The sequence below is a fragment of the Ruegeria sp. AM7 genome, from assembly GCF_056535965.1.
This window is the reverse complement of sequence record NZ_JBQFJE010000001.1, coordinates 246221-261058: the sequence shown is the minus strand read 5'-3', so window position 1 is coordinate 261058 and position 14838 is coordinate 246221. Positions and strand designations below refer to the sequence as shown.

General features: G+C 57.4%; 11 protein-coding genes. 6 read left to right on the top strand and 5 right to left on the bottom strand.

Going from position 1 to position 14838, the window contains the following annotated elements:
• Positions 1 to 5 precede the first annotated feature (5 nt).
• Positions 6 to 1940 carry a caspase family protein gene (locus ACR3EG_RS01145; protein WP_480482177.1) on the top strand — a complete coding sequence of 645 codons (1935 nt, stop codon included), beginning with the start codon at positions 6 to 8 and terminating at the stop codon, positions 1938 to 1940.
• A gap of 5 nt (positions 1941 to 1945) precedes the next feature.
• Here ACR3EG_RS01145 and ACR3EG_RS01140 read toward each other — a convergent pair whose 3' ends face one another.
• On the bottom strand, positions 1946 to 3001 hold the full coding sequence (locus ACR3EG_RS01140) for an OmpA family protein (protein ID WP_480482175.1): 1056 nt from the start codon (positions 2999 to 3001) through the stop codon (positions 1946 to 1948).
• Positions 3002 to 3151: 150 nt separating this feature from the next.
• Here ACR3EG_RS01140 and ACR3EG_RS01135 point away from each other — a divergent pair, with 150 nt between their 5' ends.
• A complete protein-coding gene (locus ACR3EG_RS01135) occupies positions 3152 to 4615 on the top strand; it encodes a caspase family protein (protein WP_480482173.1) in 1464 nt (487 codons plus the stop codon).
• Between the two features lie 4 nt (positions 4616 to 4619).
• Here ACR3EG_RS01135 and ACR3EG_RS01130 read toward each other — a convergent pair whose 3' ends face one another.
• From ACR3EG_RS01130 to ACR3EG_RS01115, 4 genes are all read right to left on the bottom strand, one after another.
• Positions 4620 to 5024: a hypothetical protein gene (locus ACR3EG_RS01130; protein ID WP_480482171.1), complete on the bottom strand. Its 405-nt coding sequence runs from the start codon at positions 5022 to 5024 to the stop codon at positions 4620 to 4622.
• Between the two features lie 11 nt (positions 5025 to 5035).
• The gene (locus tag ACR3EG_RS01125) at positions 5036 to 5737 is read right to left on the bottom strand and encodes a hypothetical protein (protein WP_480482169.1); all 702 of its coding nucleotides are present in this window, start codon (positions 5735 to 5737) and stop codon (positions 5036 to 5038) included.
• A complete protein-coding gene (locus tag ACR3EG_RS01120; protein WP_480482167.1) occupies positions 5707 to 7266 on the bottom strand; it encodes a caspase family protein in 1560 nt (519 codons plus the stop codon). The genes ACR3EG_RS01125 and ACR3EG_RS01120 overlap by 31 nt, the downstream gene beginning before the upstream one ends.
• 294 nt (positions 7267 to 7560) lie before the next feature.
• Complete coding sequence (locus ACR3EG_RS01115) at positions 7561 to 8451, bottom strand: LysR family transcriptional regulator (protein WP_480482165.1); 891 nt, start codon at positions 8449 to 8451, stop codon at positions 7561 to 7563.
• A 286-nt stretch (positions 8452 to 8737) separates the two neighbouring features.
• On the opposite strand from ACR3EG_RS01115, the gene ACR3EG_RS01110 reads away from it, so the two are divergent.
• The 4 genes from ACR3EG_RS01110 (at position 8738) to ACR3EG_RS01095 (ending at position 14836) form a co-directional block, all read left to right on the top strand.
• Positions 8738 to 10363: an AMP-binding protein gene (locus tag ACR3EG_RS01110; RefSeq protein WP_480482163.1), complete on the top strand. Its 1626-nt coding sequence runs from the start codon at positions 8738 to 8740 to the stop codon at positions 10361 to 10363.
• A gap of 195 nt (positions 10364 to 10558) precedes the next feature.
• Entirely contained in the window at positions 10559 to 12214 is a 1656-nt protein-coding gene (locus ACR3EG_RS01105) for a BCCT family transporter (protein ID WP_480482161.1), read from the top strand.
• Positions 12215 to 12331: 117 nt separating this feature from the next.
• Positions 12332 to 13138 carry a crotonase/enoyl-CoA hydratase family protein gene (locus ACR3EG_RS01100; RefSeq protein WP_480482159.1) on the top strand — a complete coding sequence of 269 codons (807 nt, stop codon included), beginning with the start codon at positions 12332 to 12334 and terminating at the stop codon, positions 13136 to 13138.
• A gap of 198 nt (positions 13139 to 13336) precedes the next feature.
• Positions 13337 to 14836 (top strand): CoA-acylating methylmalonate-semialdehyde dehydrogenase, encoded by a 1500-nt coding sequence (locus ACR3EG_RS01095; RefSeq protein ID WP_480482139.1) that lies wholly within the window; start codon positions 13337 to 13339, stop codon positions 14834 to 14836.
• The last annotated feature ends 2 nt before the right edge of the window (positions 14837 to 14838 follow it).

Here is a 14838-nt window from a genome sequence, read left to right as displayed (position 1 = left end):
GACCATTGGCTCTGAAACGGTGCTTCGCAGCGCTTATCCTGATGCTGTTCAGCGCGACCATTGCGCTGGCGGACAAGCGGGTTGCGCTGATTATCGGCAATTCCGACTACGTGTCGGTCAGCCCGCTGGACAACCCGATCAACGATGCCTCTGATCTCGCCATCGCGCTGGAAGGGTTGGGGTTCGAGGTGTTTCTGGGCACCGACCTGACACGGGACGAGATGCTGTCGCTGGCGGAATCCTATGGCACGACTGCTGCGGATTCCGACGTATCGCTGCTGTTTTATGCCGGGCACGGGTTTCAGGTGAACGGGCGCAACTATTTGGTTCCTGTCGATGCGCAGATCACCAAGCCCGAAGACATCCCCGAGCAGACAATCCAGATGGAGGAATTCGTCAACCGGATGGAACGCTCGGACGGCATCCGTCTGGTGTTTCTGGATGCCTGCCGCGACAACCCGTTCGAAGGAACGGGACTCGAGGTTGGTGGCGAGGGTCTGGCACGGGTTGGCAGCGCGGCGGACTTCATGTTCGCCTATGCCACCCAACCCGATAACGTGGCCTATGACGGCACCGGCCGGAACAGCTTTTTCACCGAAGCGCTGCTGAGCCATATCTATACGCCGGGTCAGGACATTTCGGACCTGATGATCTCGGTGCGCAAAGACGTGCTGGCCTCAACAGGGGGACGGCAGATTCCGTGGGACAACTCATCCCTGACGCGGCAGTTCCGGTTCGACAACAGCCCTGTCACTGCGTCCGAGGAGACGCTGCTGTGGCAGGTGGCCGCTAATGCGCAGGATGCGTCCCTGATGCAGCTCTATATGGATCGCTACCCGCAGGGCGCGCATGTGAATGAGGTCGTGGCCTTTCTGGACAGGGCCGGGCAGGGGCAGACACTGACCCGCGCGGTAACGGTTGAGGACGCAGACGAACAGGCCGAACGTCTGTGGAAGCTGGCGCAGCGCAGCCGAATGCGCCCGCTGCTGGAGTTCTACCTTGAGCAATATCCCGAGGGCGCACATGCGGCAAAGGCCCAGCGTCTGATCGCGTCCATCCCGCGCCCCGAGGACAGCACACCCGGCGGCATATGTGAACGTTTGGCTACCCACCCGCGCGACCGCACGGCCAGCATCCCCGGCGTGCCCTTCAGTCGTCTTCAGGAAAACGCCCTGACCGCCATTCAGGCGTGCAGTGCTGCAGCGTCGCAGACGCCTGACCTGTCCCACTACGTGGCCCTGCTGGCGCGGGCTACGATTGCGGCAGGGGATGTGGAACGGGCGGTGACGCTTTACAAGCAGGCAGCCGAAGCGGGGGACTTGCGGGCCATGGTTTCGCTGGCGCAATTGCACGAGGGCGGCACCGGTGTTCCGCAAGATCAGGCCACTGCGCTATCTCTGTATGAACAAGCCGCCCAAGGGGGCAGCTTTGATGCGATGATCAATCTTGCCGTAACTCTGTTTGAAGGACAGATCGTTCCCAAGGACGAAGCGCGCGCGATCGCGCTGTTGCAAAAGGCGGCGGATGGGGGGTCAGCCAAGGCGACTTTCAATCTGGGCGTTCTGGCTCAGGATGGGATAGCAGGCACTCCGGATCAGGCGCTTGGCTATTTCCAGCGCGCCGCACGTGAAGGCGAATATCAGGGCTATCTGGCGGCGGCGATCCTGCTGGACGAAGGGCGCGGCGTGCCCCGCGATCCGCTTGAGGCCGCGCGTATGTTGCTGCGTGGCGCTGCTGAGGATGACGGAGCAATCGTGAACCAATTGTCACTGGCCTCGGACCAGTGGACGCGCGAGACGTTGATGGAAGTGCAGAAACTGCTGCAAAAGGCTGGTTACTACAACAGCACCATCGACGGTGTGCCTGGGCCGAATTTCCTCTCGGCCCTGCAACAATGGCGCAGCGGCGGGTTCGATCCGATCATCCTGGCGGCGAACTGACGCCTCTAGTTCACCGGCACAAATTCGATCCGGCGGTTGCGGCGTTTGCCCTCAGCCGTGTCGTTCGAGGTCACGGGGCGGCTTTCGCCATAGCCTACGGTCACAAGACGTTCCGGCGCGATCCCCTGATTTACCAGATAGGCGTTCACCGCCTGCGCCCGCCGTTCGCTGAGCACACGGTTGGCGGTGTCTGAGCCATCACTGTCCGTATGCCCGCCGATCTCGATTGTTAGTTCTGGGCAGCGGTTCACGATGTCATGCAGGTTCGTCAACAGCGGGATTGAGGCGTCGGACAGCCGCGCGCTGCCCGAGTTGAAATAGATGTTGCCGGTCCGGGACAGGATCTCCATCCGGCCTTCGCACGCCTCGCGGTCAAGATCGCCCTTGGTCTCAAGCGCGGCAGCGCCGGGGGTGGCCGAAGCCGTTACCAATTGCGGCGGGGTGCCCGCCTGGGCGCGGTCGAACACGAAGCCAAAGCTGACAAAACCGAAGGGCAGGATATCAACGCCCGCGGCCTCTTGCAGCTTGCCGCGGCCTTCTTCGAGGTTGAAATCGGGCAGGGCGATGGCAATCGGCGTGGTGTTGGCCACGGCCACGCGGTCATTGTCGACCAGAGTGATCGCAACCTGCGCGACGCCGTCCTTGGTCACACCGTGTAGCGACAGAGAATAGGGAAGGTCGATGATCTTGTGGCGCGACTGATGCAGGTCGACCAGTTTTTCAGGGGGAAGCTGGGCGGTGATGATGGCTTCGGGGTATTTGAAGGTTTCAAAGAACAAAAACCGCATCCGCACGTTGCGCAGGTCGATCTTGGTGTCCACGCTGTCCATTTGCACCCGGATCTCGGCGGCGCCATCGGGGCCGATCACGCCTGACAGGCTGGCGAAACCGCTGTTCTCAGCGACCGAGCTTTTCTTGACGGAAAGAAATTGCAATTCCGAGGCGCCTGCATCCAACGTCCAGCCATGTTCAAACGGATCCGCGCTTTGCGCCCATGCTGCGTTAGACAGCAAAATGACGGTTATGGCACAAATGCTTCGCATCAAGTTTGAGCCTGGCATGTGTGAACCTCTTCCTATGCTTGCTGGTCAATTCGGGATATGTCAGGCGATGGCCACAATAAAGTCAAATGACATATTTAAATATAATCAGGCTTACGTGATGCCATGGCGTCACGGGCGTGATAAAGGACCCGAAACAAAGGACCCGACGTGCTTCGCATTTTTTACTTTCTGATTGCGATGATTTCGATCTCGTGGGCGGCGCCGGCGATGGCCGAGCCGCGGATTGCATTGGTTATTGGCAATTCTGCTTATGCGTCGGTGTCGCCATTGGATAATCCGGTCAATGACGCCACGCTGATCTCGGGGAAACTTAAGGGCCTTGGGTTCGATGTTCGCAATTTGACTGACAGCACGCAGATCGAGATGAAGCGCGCCATTGCCCAGTTTGGCCGCGATCTACGGCAGGGTGGCGAGGATGCGGTTGGGTTGTTCTACTATGCGGGCCACGGGGTGCAGTCCTTTGGATCGAACTATTTGCTGCCTGTCGATATCTCGCTGAGCGACCCCGCTGATCTTGATTTGATGGCGGTCGAGGCGCGTTCGGTCCTGCACCAGATGGCCTCGGCGCATAACAAAACCAATATCGTCATTCTGGATGCCTGCCGGAACAACCCGTTCGAAAATCTGACCGATATGGATGACAACGGCCTGGCCGAGATGAAAGCCCCCACGGGCACATTTCTGGCCTATGCCACCGATCCCGGCGGCGTCGCACTGGATGGTGAGAAAGGCAACAGCCCGTTTACGTTGAGCTTGGCCGAACACATTGAAACGCCGGGTATGGCTATCGAGCACTTGTTCAAGAAGGTCCGCGTGGACGTTTTGGATCAGACCCGAGGGTTGCAAACGCCTTGGGATACCTCGTCCCTGACACAGGATTTTGCCTTCTCTCCGCAGGTTCAGACGCCCGTTGTCCAGACCCGAAGCGAAGAGGAGCTTTGGCGGGAGGCAACCATCTCGCGTGATCCGGTTCAGATCATGTTGTTTATGCGCGCCTATCCAGACAGCGCTTATGCTGCCGAAGCAAGCGATCTTTTGCAGACCGTTCTAGCCGAATCCTTTGGAACCGCGCCGCAACCCAAAGTGCCAGAGCAAACGGTGATCGAGGCAAATGAAACCGAACGCCTGATGTACGAACTGGCGTTGGCTGACGACACAGTGCACGCATATGAGGTCTATCTGCAAAGTTTCCCTGAAGGGGCGTTCTCGGGCAAAGCAGCCGAACGTTTGGCTGCCTTGAAATACGGTGAGGAAACCGTGACCCGTAAGACCGAGGCAGATGGTGAGTTGACAGAAACAGGACCGCCGGGCAACACCCCGATGACGCTCGATTCAGTATTGGATTTCGGCAACGACCATGTGCGCGGGCAAACGATTAACCAACTGGTGGCAGGCGCGCCACTGTTCCCTCCGATCGAAGGTTTGCCGGATGAGTTGTGGAAAGACCAGTCCTGTTCGAATTGCCACCAGTGGACGCCCGAGGACCTGTGCAATCAGGCCCAGACCTATGTCAACCGCCCCGAGGCCGGGAATGTCGCCAAGCAACACCCCTTTGGCGGCGGTTTGAAAGTCAACCTGCGCCGTTGGGCATTGGGCGGATGTCAGGGCTAATCGTTTAACTCGACAGTTTAGCTAAATCGGCGCTGAGTGCGCGCGCGTCCGAGATGCTTTTTTGCAGGGCCGTCAGTCTGGCTTCCGGCGTAGCCCCCCCAGGCGTGTCGTTCAAAACACGGTCGATGCGAGCCGCCGTTGCTGCGTCGCCTCCGCCTGTCGCGTCGCGTTGTTGTAAAATTTTGAGCTTGAGCTTGGCCAGTTCAGATTCCGACGATCGAATTTGCGCAGCAAGCGCATCATTTCGTGCCTGCGCCGTGGCCACATCCCCCTCGGCTGCGGTGATACGATCGTCGTAGGCACCGGTAGTAATTCCAGAAACACCGGCGAAGAACCCACCGTCTGCAGGATCAGTCGTGGTTTGGCACGCGGTAAGCAACAGGCAGGCTAGGGCGGCAAAGCGGATCATTCGTGCACCCTTCACAACGACGACGCCAGATCACTGGCGATCCCGCGCATTTGCGTGATCTGATTCGACAAAGCCGTAAGATCCGCATCTATTGGTGAAGTTGTCTGTCCGCGGGCAATTGTAAGAGAGCGGGCCTCGGTGAATTCGGCCTGTCGTTTGGCGGCACCGTCAATGGCCAGTTCCATCTGGGTCAAGTTTCCGTTGGCTTCGGCCAGTTCTCTTTCGATCTGCGATGGGTCGGCCGTGCCCGCGGCGATGCTTGCGTTCAGTGCATCCAGTTCGGCTTTCTGTGCAGCCAGAACCTGGTTCATAACTGTTAGTGTCGTCTGCATTTCAGTTGTGTTGCGATCCAGGTCTTTCTTGATCTGTCGCAAACGCGCCTCTCGCCCTGCATAGCTGCGCTGGACGAAGGCGACGTAAGTCCCTGCTAAAGCCCCGGCGCCAAAGCCGATCGAGATGCCTGTGCCCACATCATCACTACCACCCAGGCCAAAGCCGATCCCTCCGCCTACCGCGCCTCCGGCGACTGCGCCCTGCAGGATTGTTTTTTGCATGGCTGCGGCCTGTTTGACCAAATCAGCCTCGGCTTGTGTCATGCCCGAGGGGGTGGTTGCTGGAGCCGACGTCTGAGTGCTGTCGCCACAGGCCGCCAGGACTAAGGTCGCAACAACAAGGCTTGCACCTATTCGGGAGGGATAAGATCGGCCAGCCATTGGTAACTTCCTTTTCTGCTATCATCTGCTTGCGATACATGCCGCAGGAACAAGCTCGCGTCCTGCGTCAGTTGCACATTGGCAAAATCGAGATCACGTGACCCTGATGCGGCATTGACAATCGAAGCATCAATGTCGGGTGGAAAAAAAATAACAGCGCGGGCCAGTACCTCATCATAATAACTGCGGCTCTGGTCCAGACGGCGCAGGATAATCCCGCGCGACCGGTAGATGTCGTAGATATCACTGCGTGCCTGTTGCAAAACCGGCAATGCGTCTGCGTTTGAACGGGCGATGTCTTCGATTTGCTTCAAAGCATCCTCGGCAATAGTGAGCGTGCGCTCGACGCTACGAAGGGCTATTATGTCGGTGCGCAGCCTTTGCATCGTTGTGACCGCCAGATACACCGAAACCTGAGCCGCGTCTTCAAATAGCCGCTCCGGCGTGGCTGTTTCGGCAGCTGGCAAACCCCTCCTGTAGCTGTCCAGTGCAGGGCCAAGGTCAGGTGACTGCGGTTCCTTGAGATGCCCCAATGCCATCAAGGCGGTCGCAAGCTTCTGAGGATCGGCCTGTGTGAATGTGGCACTGACCGGTGTCAGCGGAGTCGCCGCCGGTGTTTCAAGGGATGCCAGCTGTTCACGGGCGAATGAGGCAAACAACCCATCGGGATAGGTTTTCAGGTAAGTCTCGAATTCCCGGCTGTCCGAACTGGAGGAGATACGTCTCCAATGTTCCAGATCGGCAGTGATTTCGTCTTTGGGCGAACTGTTGGGCAGGCCGGGTGCAAAGCTGTGTTCGTCCAGCACAGATTCCTCGACCCAAGGGATCTGGCGCCCATCGGTTTCCAAAACCACTTGCTGGCGGACACGACCCAACATCAGTCGAACGTCCAGGTCCGGCGTCGCAATATGGTCCAGTAGCCCATTGGTGAAAACGCTGTTCTTTCCTTGCCCGTCATATGCCACGTTTCCTGGGTCTGTCGCGTAGGCTATCAACAAACCCGCTCCGCCACGCATTCTGACAAGGCCATGTTCGACGAGGCCCTTATCGGAAAACGGATTGTTACGGCAGGCATCCAAAAGCAGGACGCCGACATCGGGCCCGGCCTTGGTCATAACGTCTCGCACTCGGTCCAAGGTGATCGAACTGCGTTTCAGTGCCTGCAGGCTATTTCCGTTGAAATCGGTTCCGATCAGATAATTTGCTCCGCCGATCTGTACCCCATGCCCGGCATAGAAGAACACGGCCATCTTAGCGCCTTTTGAGATAGCACCAAACTTGTCTACCGCCTCTTGCATAGTTCGTGCGTTTTGGTTTGTGGCCTGAATGACTGTGAAACCTAGCTCTTGCAACGTGTTGCCCAAAGCTCCGACATCGTTGCCGGGATTGCGCAGTGACATTTCCTGCGTGGCATAGTCCGAATTGCCAATCAATAATGCGACGCGATCGGCTGCGTAGGATTGTGCCGCACTCAAGGTCAAACACAGTAGAATGATGGGTATTCCGATGGTCATGCGGGTCTGGCACATGATTTCACGATAGCCCAACAGATGAACAGATAACAATCTGATTTGGGACGCTCAGTCACCGGGGTTCGGTTAGGCGTTTTTGCCCGGGCAGTGTTTGTTGAGAGCAGCCGAGAGAGTTCGCTGAAAGCCGTGCGTCAATAATATGCGCGCGTCCTGTTGCATCATTTTATTGGCCGGCATTCAGGGCTGTAGCGGCAGGCTTGTTAAACATAGACTAGGTCGACTTGTACAGACATTGATCCTGCGGAAAAGTTACGTTTTCCGATAGTAGTGTTGGGAACCACTATCCAGTCCTTAGTCGGTTTCTGGAGCGAGGGCATCGTAGATTTTCTGACCTTCTTCGGATTGAAAAAAACCCTTGCGACCCAAAAGCCAATATCCACTGGAGGAGGTAGCCTCGTACTGGGAAAGTTGAACAAGACTGCCGGCGTTCAGGTGGCCTTGTAAAACGCCATGCCATCCCAGTGCGATCCCTGATCCTGCCAGCGCCAGATGTAGCGCCATACCATGATCGTTTACGATGATCCGGTTGTCCAAGAAGTTCCAGTTCTCGGAACTGGCCCCAAGCCAGGATTGCCAGTCCAACCAGCGGTGCTCAGTGTCTTCCAGTTCGATGAGGGGAACGCCTCCGGTTTCAACCCGGTCCTTCAATTTGAGAATCTGTCGTGCGACGCTGGGCGACGCGACCGGGAAAACACGTTCCTGGATCAACAGGCGGGATTCGAACCCGGGCCAGTATCCGTCCCCGAAGGCAATCCAGCAATTTGCCTCTTCTCGAAACAAGTCAGCATCCGTTACTAGCGTTACGACTTTGGTGCGCACGTTTAGGTGTTTGGACAGTGCCGGTAGGCGGGGTGACACCCAATGTGCGCCTACGCCGGCATATGTTGCGATCGTCCAGACCTGCTTTTGATCGGCACGTCGAATCCGGGCCGATGTCTCGCGGATTCCATCAAATGCTCGTGAAACCGAGTGAAACAAATCATGAGCTGGTGGCGTGGGTTCAAGCTTGCCGTTTTTTCGCAGGAAAAGACGAGTCCCCAAGTCTTCTTCTAACTGTTTGATTTGATAGCTTATTGCTGGCTGTTGGACGTTCAGGGCATCGGCGGCCCTAGTAAAGTTACCCAGAATGTAGACTTCTTCGAAGGCGCGCAGGCCTTTGAGTGTCGGTGTGCGTCGTGACATTGAAAAATTCGATACCCCTTCAAAATTTTTCCATATTTTACAGAATCCGCATTCTAATTAAACAACGCGGACCAGAAATTAGTCAGACAGAAAAAGACACAATGCGCCAGAAGTGATCCGGATTGGTTTCCAAAAAGTTAACTACGTCTTCTCGTGGCGTTTGGTGGCTTGACGGGAACCTGTTTCGGCGTTGAGAGTGCCATTGAGCTTTCTTCCTGAACGTTCTGAGCCGCCAACAGTTGGCGGCAAACTAAAAAACTTATCTGGTCGTTTGGGAGGAAAGGCCATGCAGCACAACTATGACGCATTGGCGCAAAATGCGGCGAACTTTGTACCGCTTTCACCGCTTTCGTTTTTGTCGCGGGCAAGCTCGGTCCATCGAGACCGTGTCGCGGTTATCTATGGGGATGTTCGCCGCAATTGGAGCGATATAGCCTCTCGGGCGCGTGCTGTTGCAAGCGGCCTGAAGGCGTTGGGTTTGTCCAAGGGAGACACGATTTCGATCCTGAGCCCGAACATCCCGGAATTGTTCGAGCTTCATTTCGCCATCCCGCTGATGGGCGCGGTTCTCAACACGCTCAATACACGGTTGGAAGCCGAAACGATCGCTTACATTCTGGATCATGCCGATACCAAACTGGTGATTGTTGATCGTGAGTTCGTTCCCCTCCTGTCGCAGGCTTTCGAGCGGCTTGGCCGCACGATTCCAGTGGTCGAGATCAACGATGTGAATGCGCCAAGGTCCGACACGTTGGGTGGCAGAAACTACGAAGATCTCGCCGCGGCCCCTGTCGATCCTGATCTGTCGGTCTCGCCAGCCAGTGAATGGGATGCGATCGCTCTCAATTACACGTCAGGCACATCAGGGCGCCCGAAGGGCGTCGTGTATCACCACCGCGGTGCGTATCTGATGGCTTTGGGTACTGTCGCCGCTTGGGAAATGCCACACTATCCGATCTATCTGTCTGTGGTCCCGATGTTCCATTGTAATGGCTGGGGCCATCCGTGGATGATGGCTATTCTGGGCGGAACCAAGGTTTTCACGCGGACGCCCGCAGCAGACAAAGTTCTGGACGCGATCCGGACCCATGGTGTCACCCATTTGGGAGCAGCGCCTATCGTACTTCAGATGATCGCTGAGCACGAAGATACCGATGCCGCGCCGTTTGATCCGGCAATTCGTGTCCTTACCGCTGGTGCGCCGCCGCCACCTTCTGTCTTGGAAAAGACCAAGGCGATGGGTCTGGACGTCATGCAGGTTTACGGCCTGACCGAAACATATGGTCATATATCGCAGTGCTTGTGGCAGGATGAATGGGATCACAAGCACCCCGAGGAACAAGCTCAGTTGCAAGCCCAGCAGGGTATCGCTTTCCCAATGGTCGAAGATGTGACGGTTCTGGATAGCGAGACCGGGCAAGAAGTTCCGCGCGACGGCGAAACGCAAGGCGAGATTGCCATTCGGGGCAACACGGTGATGAAGGGGTACTACAAAGATCCCGAAGCCACGGCCAAGGCGTTCAAGGATGGATGGTTCTGGTCTGGTGATGCCGCCGTTGTTCAACCGGACGGCTATATCCAAATCCGCGACCGGTTGAAGGATGTGATTATCTCGGGGGGCGAGAACATCTCGTCGGTCGAGGTTGAGGCCGTGTTATTCCGCCACCCGGCAGTTCAAGCAGCGGCGGTTGTTGCCAAGGCTGACCCGAAATGGGGGGAAGTGCCATGTGCATTTGTTGAACTGCGCCCGGGTCACGAGGCTGACGAAGCGGAAATCATCAGCTTTTGTCGCGCAAATCTGGCTGGGTTCAAGACCCCTAAATCGGTGATCTTCGCTGAGTTGCCCAAGACATCGACCGGAAAGATCCAGAAATTCCAGCTGCGGGAAACCGCCAAAGCCGCAAAGGAGTAGATGGATACAGTCACACCAGAAGCACGTTTGCGCGATCAACGCTCTGAGGCGCGAAAAACGGGTTTAGGGTGAGAGACACTCGAACACAAAACACCGCTCGATACAGAAGACGGAGACCTAGGTGCCGGGCGGATCGTGCTTAATGACAATCTATTTTAAGTGCGAGCTTTACGAAATCACGGAGGAGAAACATAAATGGCAAAAGAACCACCACTGATGGAATTGCCCATCGAAGTCAGCGAAGGCGGCTTTTATGATGGCTTCAGCAAGGACGTCACCATCGCGTCAAAAATCCTGGTCGGTGCGCTGATCTTCTGGGCGATTGCCTTCCCAGAGAACGCATCGAGTGTTTTGGGTGCAATGAACAGCTTCCTGCTGTCGAACTTTGCGGCCTGGTACACGTGGGTCGTGGCGTTCTTCATCATCGTCTGTGTGGTGCTGGCGCTGATCCCGTCGACTGGCCGTCTGAAAATGGGCCTGCCCGGCGACAAACCCGAGTTTTCAAGCTTTTCCTGGTTCTCGATGATGTTCGGGGCGGGGATTGGCATCGGAATGCTGACGTTTGCAACCGCAGAGCCTATGTACCACTTTGCCAATAACCCCGAGGTTATTCAGGGTCTGGCAGAAGGGTCGTCGGCTGACAACGTTCGCAATGCCTATAAGTGGTCGTTCCTGCATTGGGGCTTCTCGGCTTGGGCGTGCTATGCGCTGGTTGGCTTGTCGCTGGGGTATTTCTCGTACCGCCGCAACTTGCCGCTGACCATCCGCTCGGGTCTGGCACCGCTGTTCGGCAGTGCGCTGTCGGGTAAGCTGGGCCACGCGATCGACATCGTTGCAGTTGTTGCCACCATTCTGGGCGTCGCGCAGACGCTGGGCTTTGGCGTTGAACAGTTCGTCGCAGGTCTGCACCGGATTGGTGTTGGCGACTGGCTGCTGAACGAAGATGGCAAAGCCACTACCGCTGCCATCGTTGTTGCCCTGCTAGTCATCATGGGTGCGTCCACCTTGTCTGCTCTGTCGGGCGTCGGCAAAGGCATCAAATGGCTGTCGAACATCAACATGGGCCTCAGCTTCTTCCTGCTGGCGTTCTTCTTGATCTTCGGCTCGGCTCTGTTTGGTCTGCAAGCACTGTTTGTTGGCATTTTCGACTATATCGTGGCGCTGCCGGGTATGCTGTTCAACGTCTGGAAAGCTGATGGTACCGAAACCGGCGATGCGCTGGCCAGCTGGCAGGGCGGATGGTCCGTCTTCTACTGGGCCTGGTGGATTGCGTTTGCCCCGTTCGTGGGTGTGTTCCTGGCGCGTATCTCGCGCGGGCGGACCGTTCGTGAATACGTGCTGGGTGCGATCATCATCCCCTCGATGATGTGCTTCGTCTGGTTCACCATCGTTGGTGGCACCGCCATTGACCTGACCCTGAACGGCACCGCTGGTGACGCGATTTCGGGTGCCGGTCAGCAGGCACAGCTGTTTGCGATGCTGGACGTGATCCTGTCGTCTGGCTTTGCTTGGGTAATGGCGGTCATTGTTGTGATCCTGCTGCTGACCTATCTGGTCACTTCGGCAGACTCGGCTGTTCTGATCGTTAACACCATCAACTCGGGTGGTGACGAAGGCCCCAAAGGCCGTCCGCACATCATCTTCTGGGGCGCTGCCCTGGCGCTGGTTGTGGGTGCCTTGTTGATCATCGGTGGGCTGGGCGCAATCCAGACCGCAATGGTGATCGGTGCGCTGCCGTTCAGTTTGGTGATGGCGCTGATGGGTGTGGCACTGATCAAGGGTATCATCCGTGACAGTCGCCGTGAAAAGCTGGGTGTGAACAGCGTTCACGTCGCTGAACCGGCCGAGTAAGGTCAAGAAAATCGGGGCGGGCGTGTAAAAACGCCCGCCCTTTTTTTGTGCCCGGCCTTTCGTGGGCTACAGAATTCGTTAGAAGTTTGATCCAGACAAAAAGCCATAGGATAGACGATGCTGACCCTCGACCAACTGAGTGAACTGAAGAATCTGGTCGTTGAGCGACACGAAGATGGCGTCTGGATTGTGCGATTGAACCGCCCGAACAAACGCAACGCGTTGGATATTGCCACGATTGATGAGCTGGTTGACCTGTTCAGCAGCGCGCCTCGGCTTGGCGCCGCGGCGATTGTCCTGACGGGTGAAGGCGATCACTTTTGCGCTGGCCTCGATCTGGTCGAGCACCATCAGGCCGATCGCAGCCCTGCTGATTTCATGTATGTCTGCCTGCGTTGGCACGAAGCATTCAACAAGATGGAATATGGTGGCGTACCTGTCATTGCCGCCCTGACCGGCGCTGTTGTGGGCGGCGGGCTGGAACTGGCCAGCGCGGCGCATATACGTGTCGCTGATGCCAGCACCTATTTCGCCCTACCCGAGGGTCAGCGTGGGTTATTTACCGGAGGTGGAGCCACGATTCGGGTCGCCGATCTGGTCGGCAAGGCCCGCATGATTGACATGATGCTGACAGGTCGCGTGTATCAGGGACAAGAAGCCATCGAGATAGGCCTCGCGCAATACCGCGTCGAAGGCTCCAGCTTTGACAAGGCGCTGGAACTTGCACGCCGCGCGGCCGAGAACCTGCCGTTGACCAACTTTGCCATCTGCTCTGCGATTAGCCACATGCAGAACATGTCTCCTTTGGACGCGTCCTATGCCGAATCGGTCGTTGCCGGTGTGGTGAATACTCAAACTGATGCCCGCGCGCGACTTGAGGCGTTTGCCAATAAGACGGCCGCGCGAATTCGACCCAACAGATAGTCCATCGAACGTCACCTTTGGGCGCTAAGGAAGTCGTAATCTACTCGTTTTCCTGAAAATTAATTTTGTAAAAACAATTTATTAGACGTTTCGTTTCGAGGAAATATTAACGCTGCTTATATCACTTGGTATGATTAGTCATTGGATTTGTTTTGTTTGGATTTGGCAGATTGAGGTCAACCCAAGGAGGAGGCATCCATGACGACGACAGCAATCGGCCATTATATCAATGGCGAGGTTTATGGTGGTGCGCGCACCAACACTCAGGACGTGTTCAACCCGGCGACGGGGGCTCTGACGGGGCAGGTTGATCTGGCCTCGGCGGGGGATGTGGACAAGGCGGTTGCGGCGGCGAAAGCTGCGTTTCCGGCGTGGTCGAACATGCCTCCGATCCGCCGCGCGCGGTTGATGAACAAGTTCCTGAACCTGCTGAACGAGCACAAGGACGATCTGGCCCGCGCGATCACCGCCGAGCATGGCAAGGTCTTCACCGACGCCCGTGGCGAGGTTGAGCGCGGCATCGATATCGTCGAGTTCGCCTGCGGCATCCCGCAGCTGCTCAAGGGCGATTTCACCGATCAGGTTTCGACCGGCATCGACAACTGGACCCTGCGCCAGCCGCTGGGCGTGGTGGCGGGCGTGACCCCGTTCAACTTCCCGGTGATGGTGCCGATGTGGATGTTCCCGGTGGCGATTGCGGCGGGCAACACGTTTGTCCTGAAGCCCTCGCCGACTGACCCGACGCCGTCGCTGATGTATGCCGAGCTGATGAAAGAGGCCGGCTTCCCCGATGGCGTCTTCAACGTGGTGCAGGGCGACAAGGTGGCCGTGGACGCGCTGCTGGAGCACCCGGACGTGCAGGCGATTTCCTTCGTCGGTTCGACCCCGATTGCGAACTACATCTACGAGACCGGCGCCCGTCACGGCAAGCGCGTGCAGGCGTTGGGTGGGGCCAAGAACCACATGCTGGTGATGCCCGACGCCGATCTGGACAAAGCCGTCGACGCGCTGATGGGCGCGGCCTATGGCTCGGCCGGCGAGCGCTGCATGGCGATCTCGGTGGCCACGCTGGTGGGCGACGTGGCCGACAAGATCGTGCCGATGATCGCGGAGCGTCTGGCCTCGCTGAAGGTCAAGAACGGGGTCGAGATGGACGCCGAGATGGGTCCGATCGTCACCAAGGCCGCGCATGAGCGGATCACCGGCTATATCGCCAAAGGTGTCGAAGAAGGCGCTGATCTGGTGGTCGATGGCCGTGGTTACACGGTTGAAGGTCACGAGGATGGCTATTGGATGGGCGGCACGCTGTTCGACAATGTCACCAAGGACATGACCATCTACAAAGAGGAAATCTTTGGCCCGGTTCTGGCCTGTGTCCGCGTCGACAGCTTTGCCGAGGGTGTGCAGCTGATCAACGACCACGAGTTCGGCAATGGCGTGAGCATCTTCACCCGCGACGGCAACGCCGCGCGCGAGTTCGGACGTCAGATCCAGGTGGGCATGGTCGGTGTGAACGTGCCGATCCCGGTGCCGATGGCCTGGCACGGTTTTGGCGGCTGGAAAAAGAGCCTGTTCGGCGACACCCACGCCTATGGCGAAGAGGGCGTCCGCTTCTACACCAAGCAGAAGTCGATCATGCAGCGCTGGCCTGAAAGCATCTCAAAAGGCGCTGAGTTCACAATGCCCGTCGCGCGGTAAGA

What these genes read in the sequence shown, in the direction of transcription:
- ACR3EG_RS01140 (WP_480482175.1), bottom strand. Translation starts at nt 3,001, where the DNA reads ATGCCAGGCTCAAACTTGATGCGAAGCATTTGTGCCATAACCGTCATT.
- ACR3EG_RS01130 (WP_480482171.1), bottom strand. Translation starts at nt 5,024, where the DNA reads ATGATCCGCTTTGCCGCCCTAGCCTGCCTGTTGCTTACCGCGTGCCAA.
- ACR3EG_RS01125 (WP_480482169.1), bottom strand. Translation starts at nt 5,737, where the DNA reads ATGGCTGGCCGATCTTATCCCTCCCGAATAGGTGCAAGCCTTGTTGTT.
- ACR3EG_RS01120 (WP_480482167.1), bottom strand. Translation starts at nt 7,266, where the DNA reads ATGTGCCAGACCCGCATGACCATCGGAATACCCATCATTCTACTGTGT.
- ACR3EG_RS01115 (WP_480482165.1), bottom strand. Translation starts at nt 8,451, where the DNA reads ATGTCACGACGCACACCGACACTCAAAGGCCTGCGCGCCTTCGAAGAA.
- ACR3EG_RS01110 (WP_480482163.1), top strand. Translation starts at nt 8,738, where the DNA reads ATGCAGCACAACTATGACGCATTGGCGCAAAATGCGGCGAACTTTGTA.
- ACR3EG_RS01105 (WP_480482161.1), top strand. Translation starts at nt 10,559, where the DNA reads ATGGCAAAAGAACCACCACTGATGGAATTGCCCATCGAAGTCAGCGAA.
- ACR3EG_RS01100 (WP_480482159.1), top strand. Translation starts at nt 12,332, where the DNA reads ATGCTGACCCTCGACCAACTGAGTGAACTGAAGAATCTGGTCGTTGAG.
- ACR3EG_RS01095 (WP_480482139.1), top strand. Translation starts at nt 13,337, where the DNA reads ATGACGACGACAGCAATCGGCCATTATATCAATGGCGAGGTTTATGGT.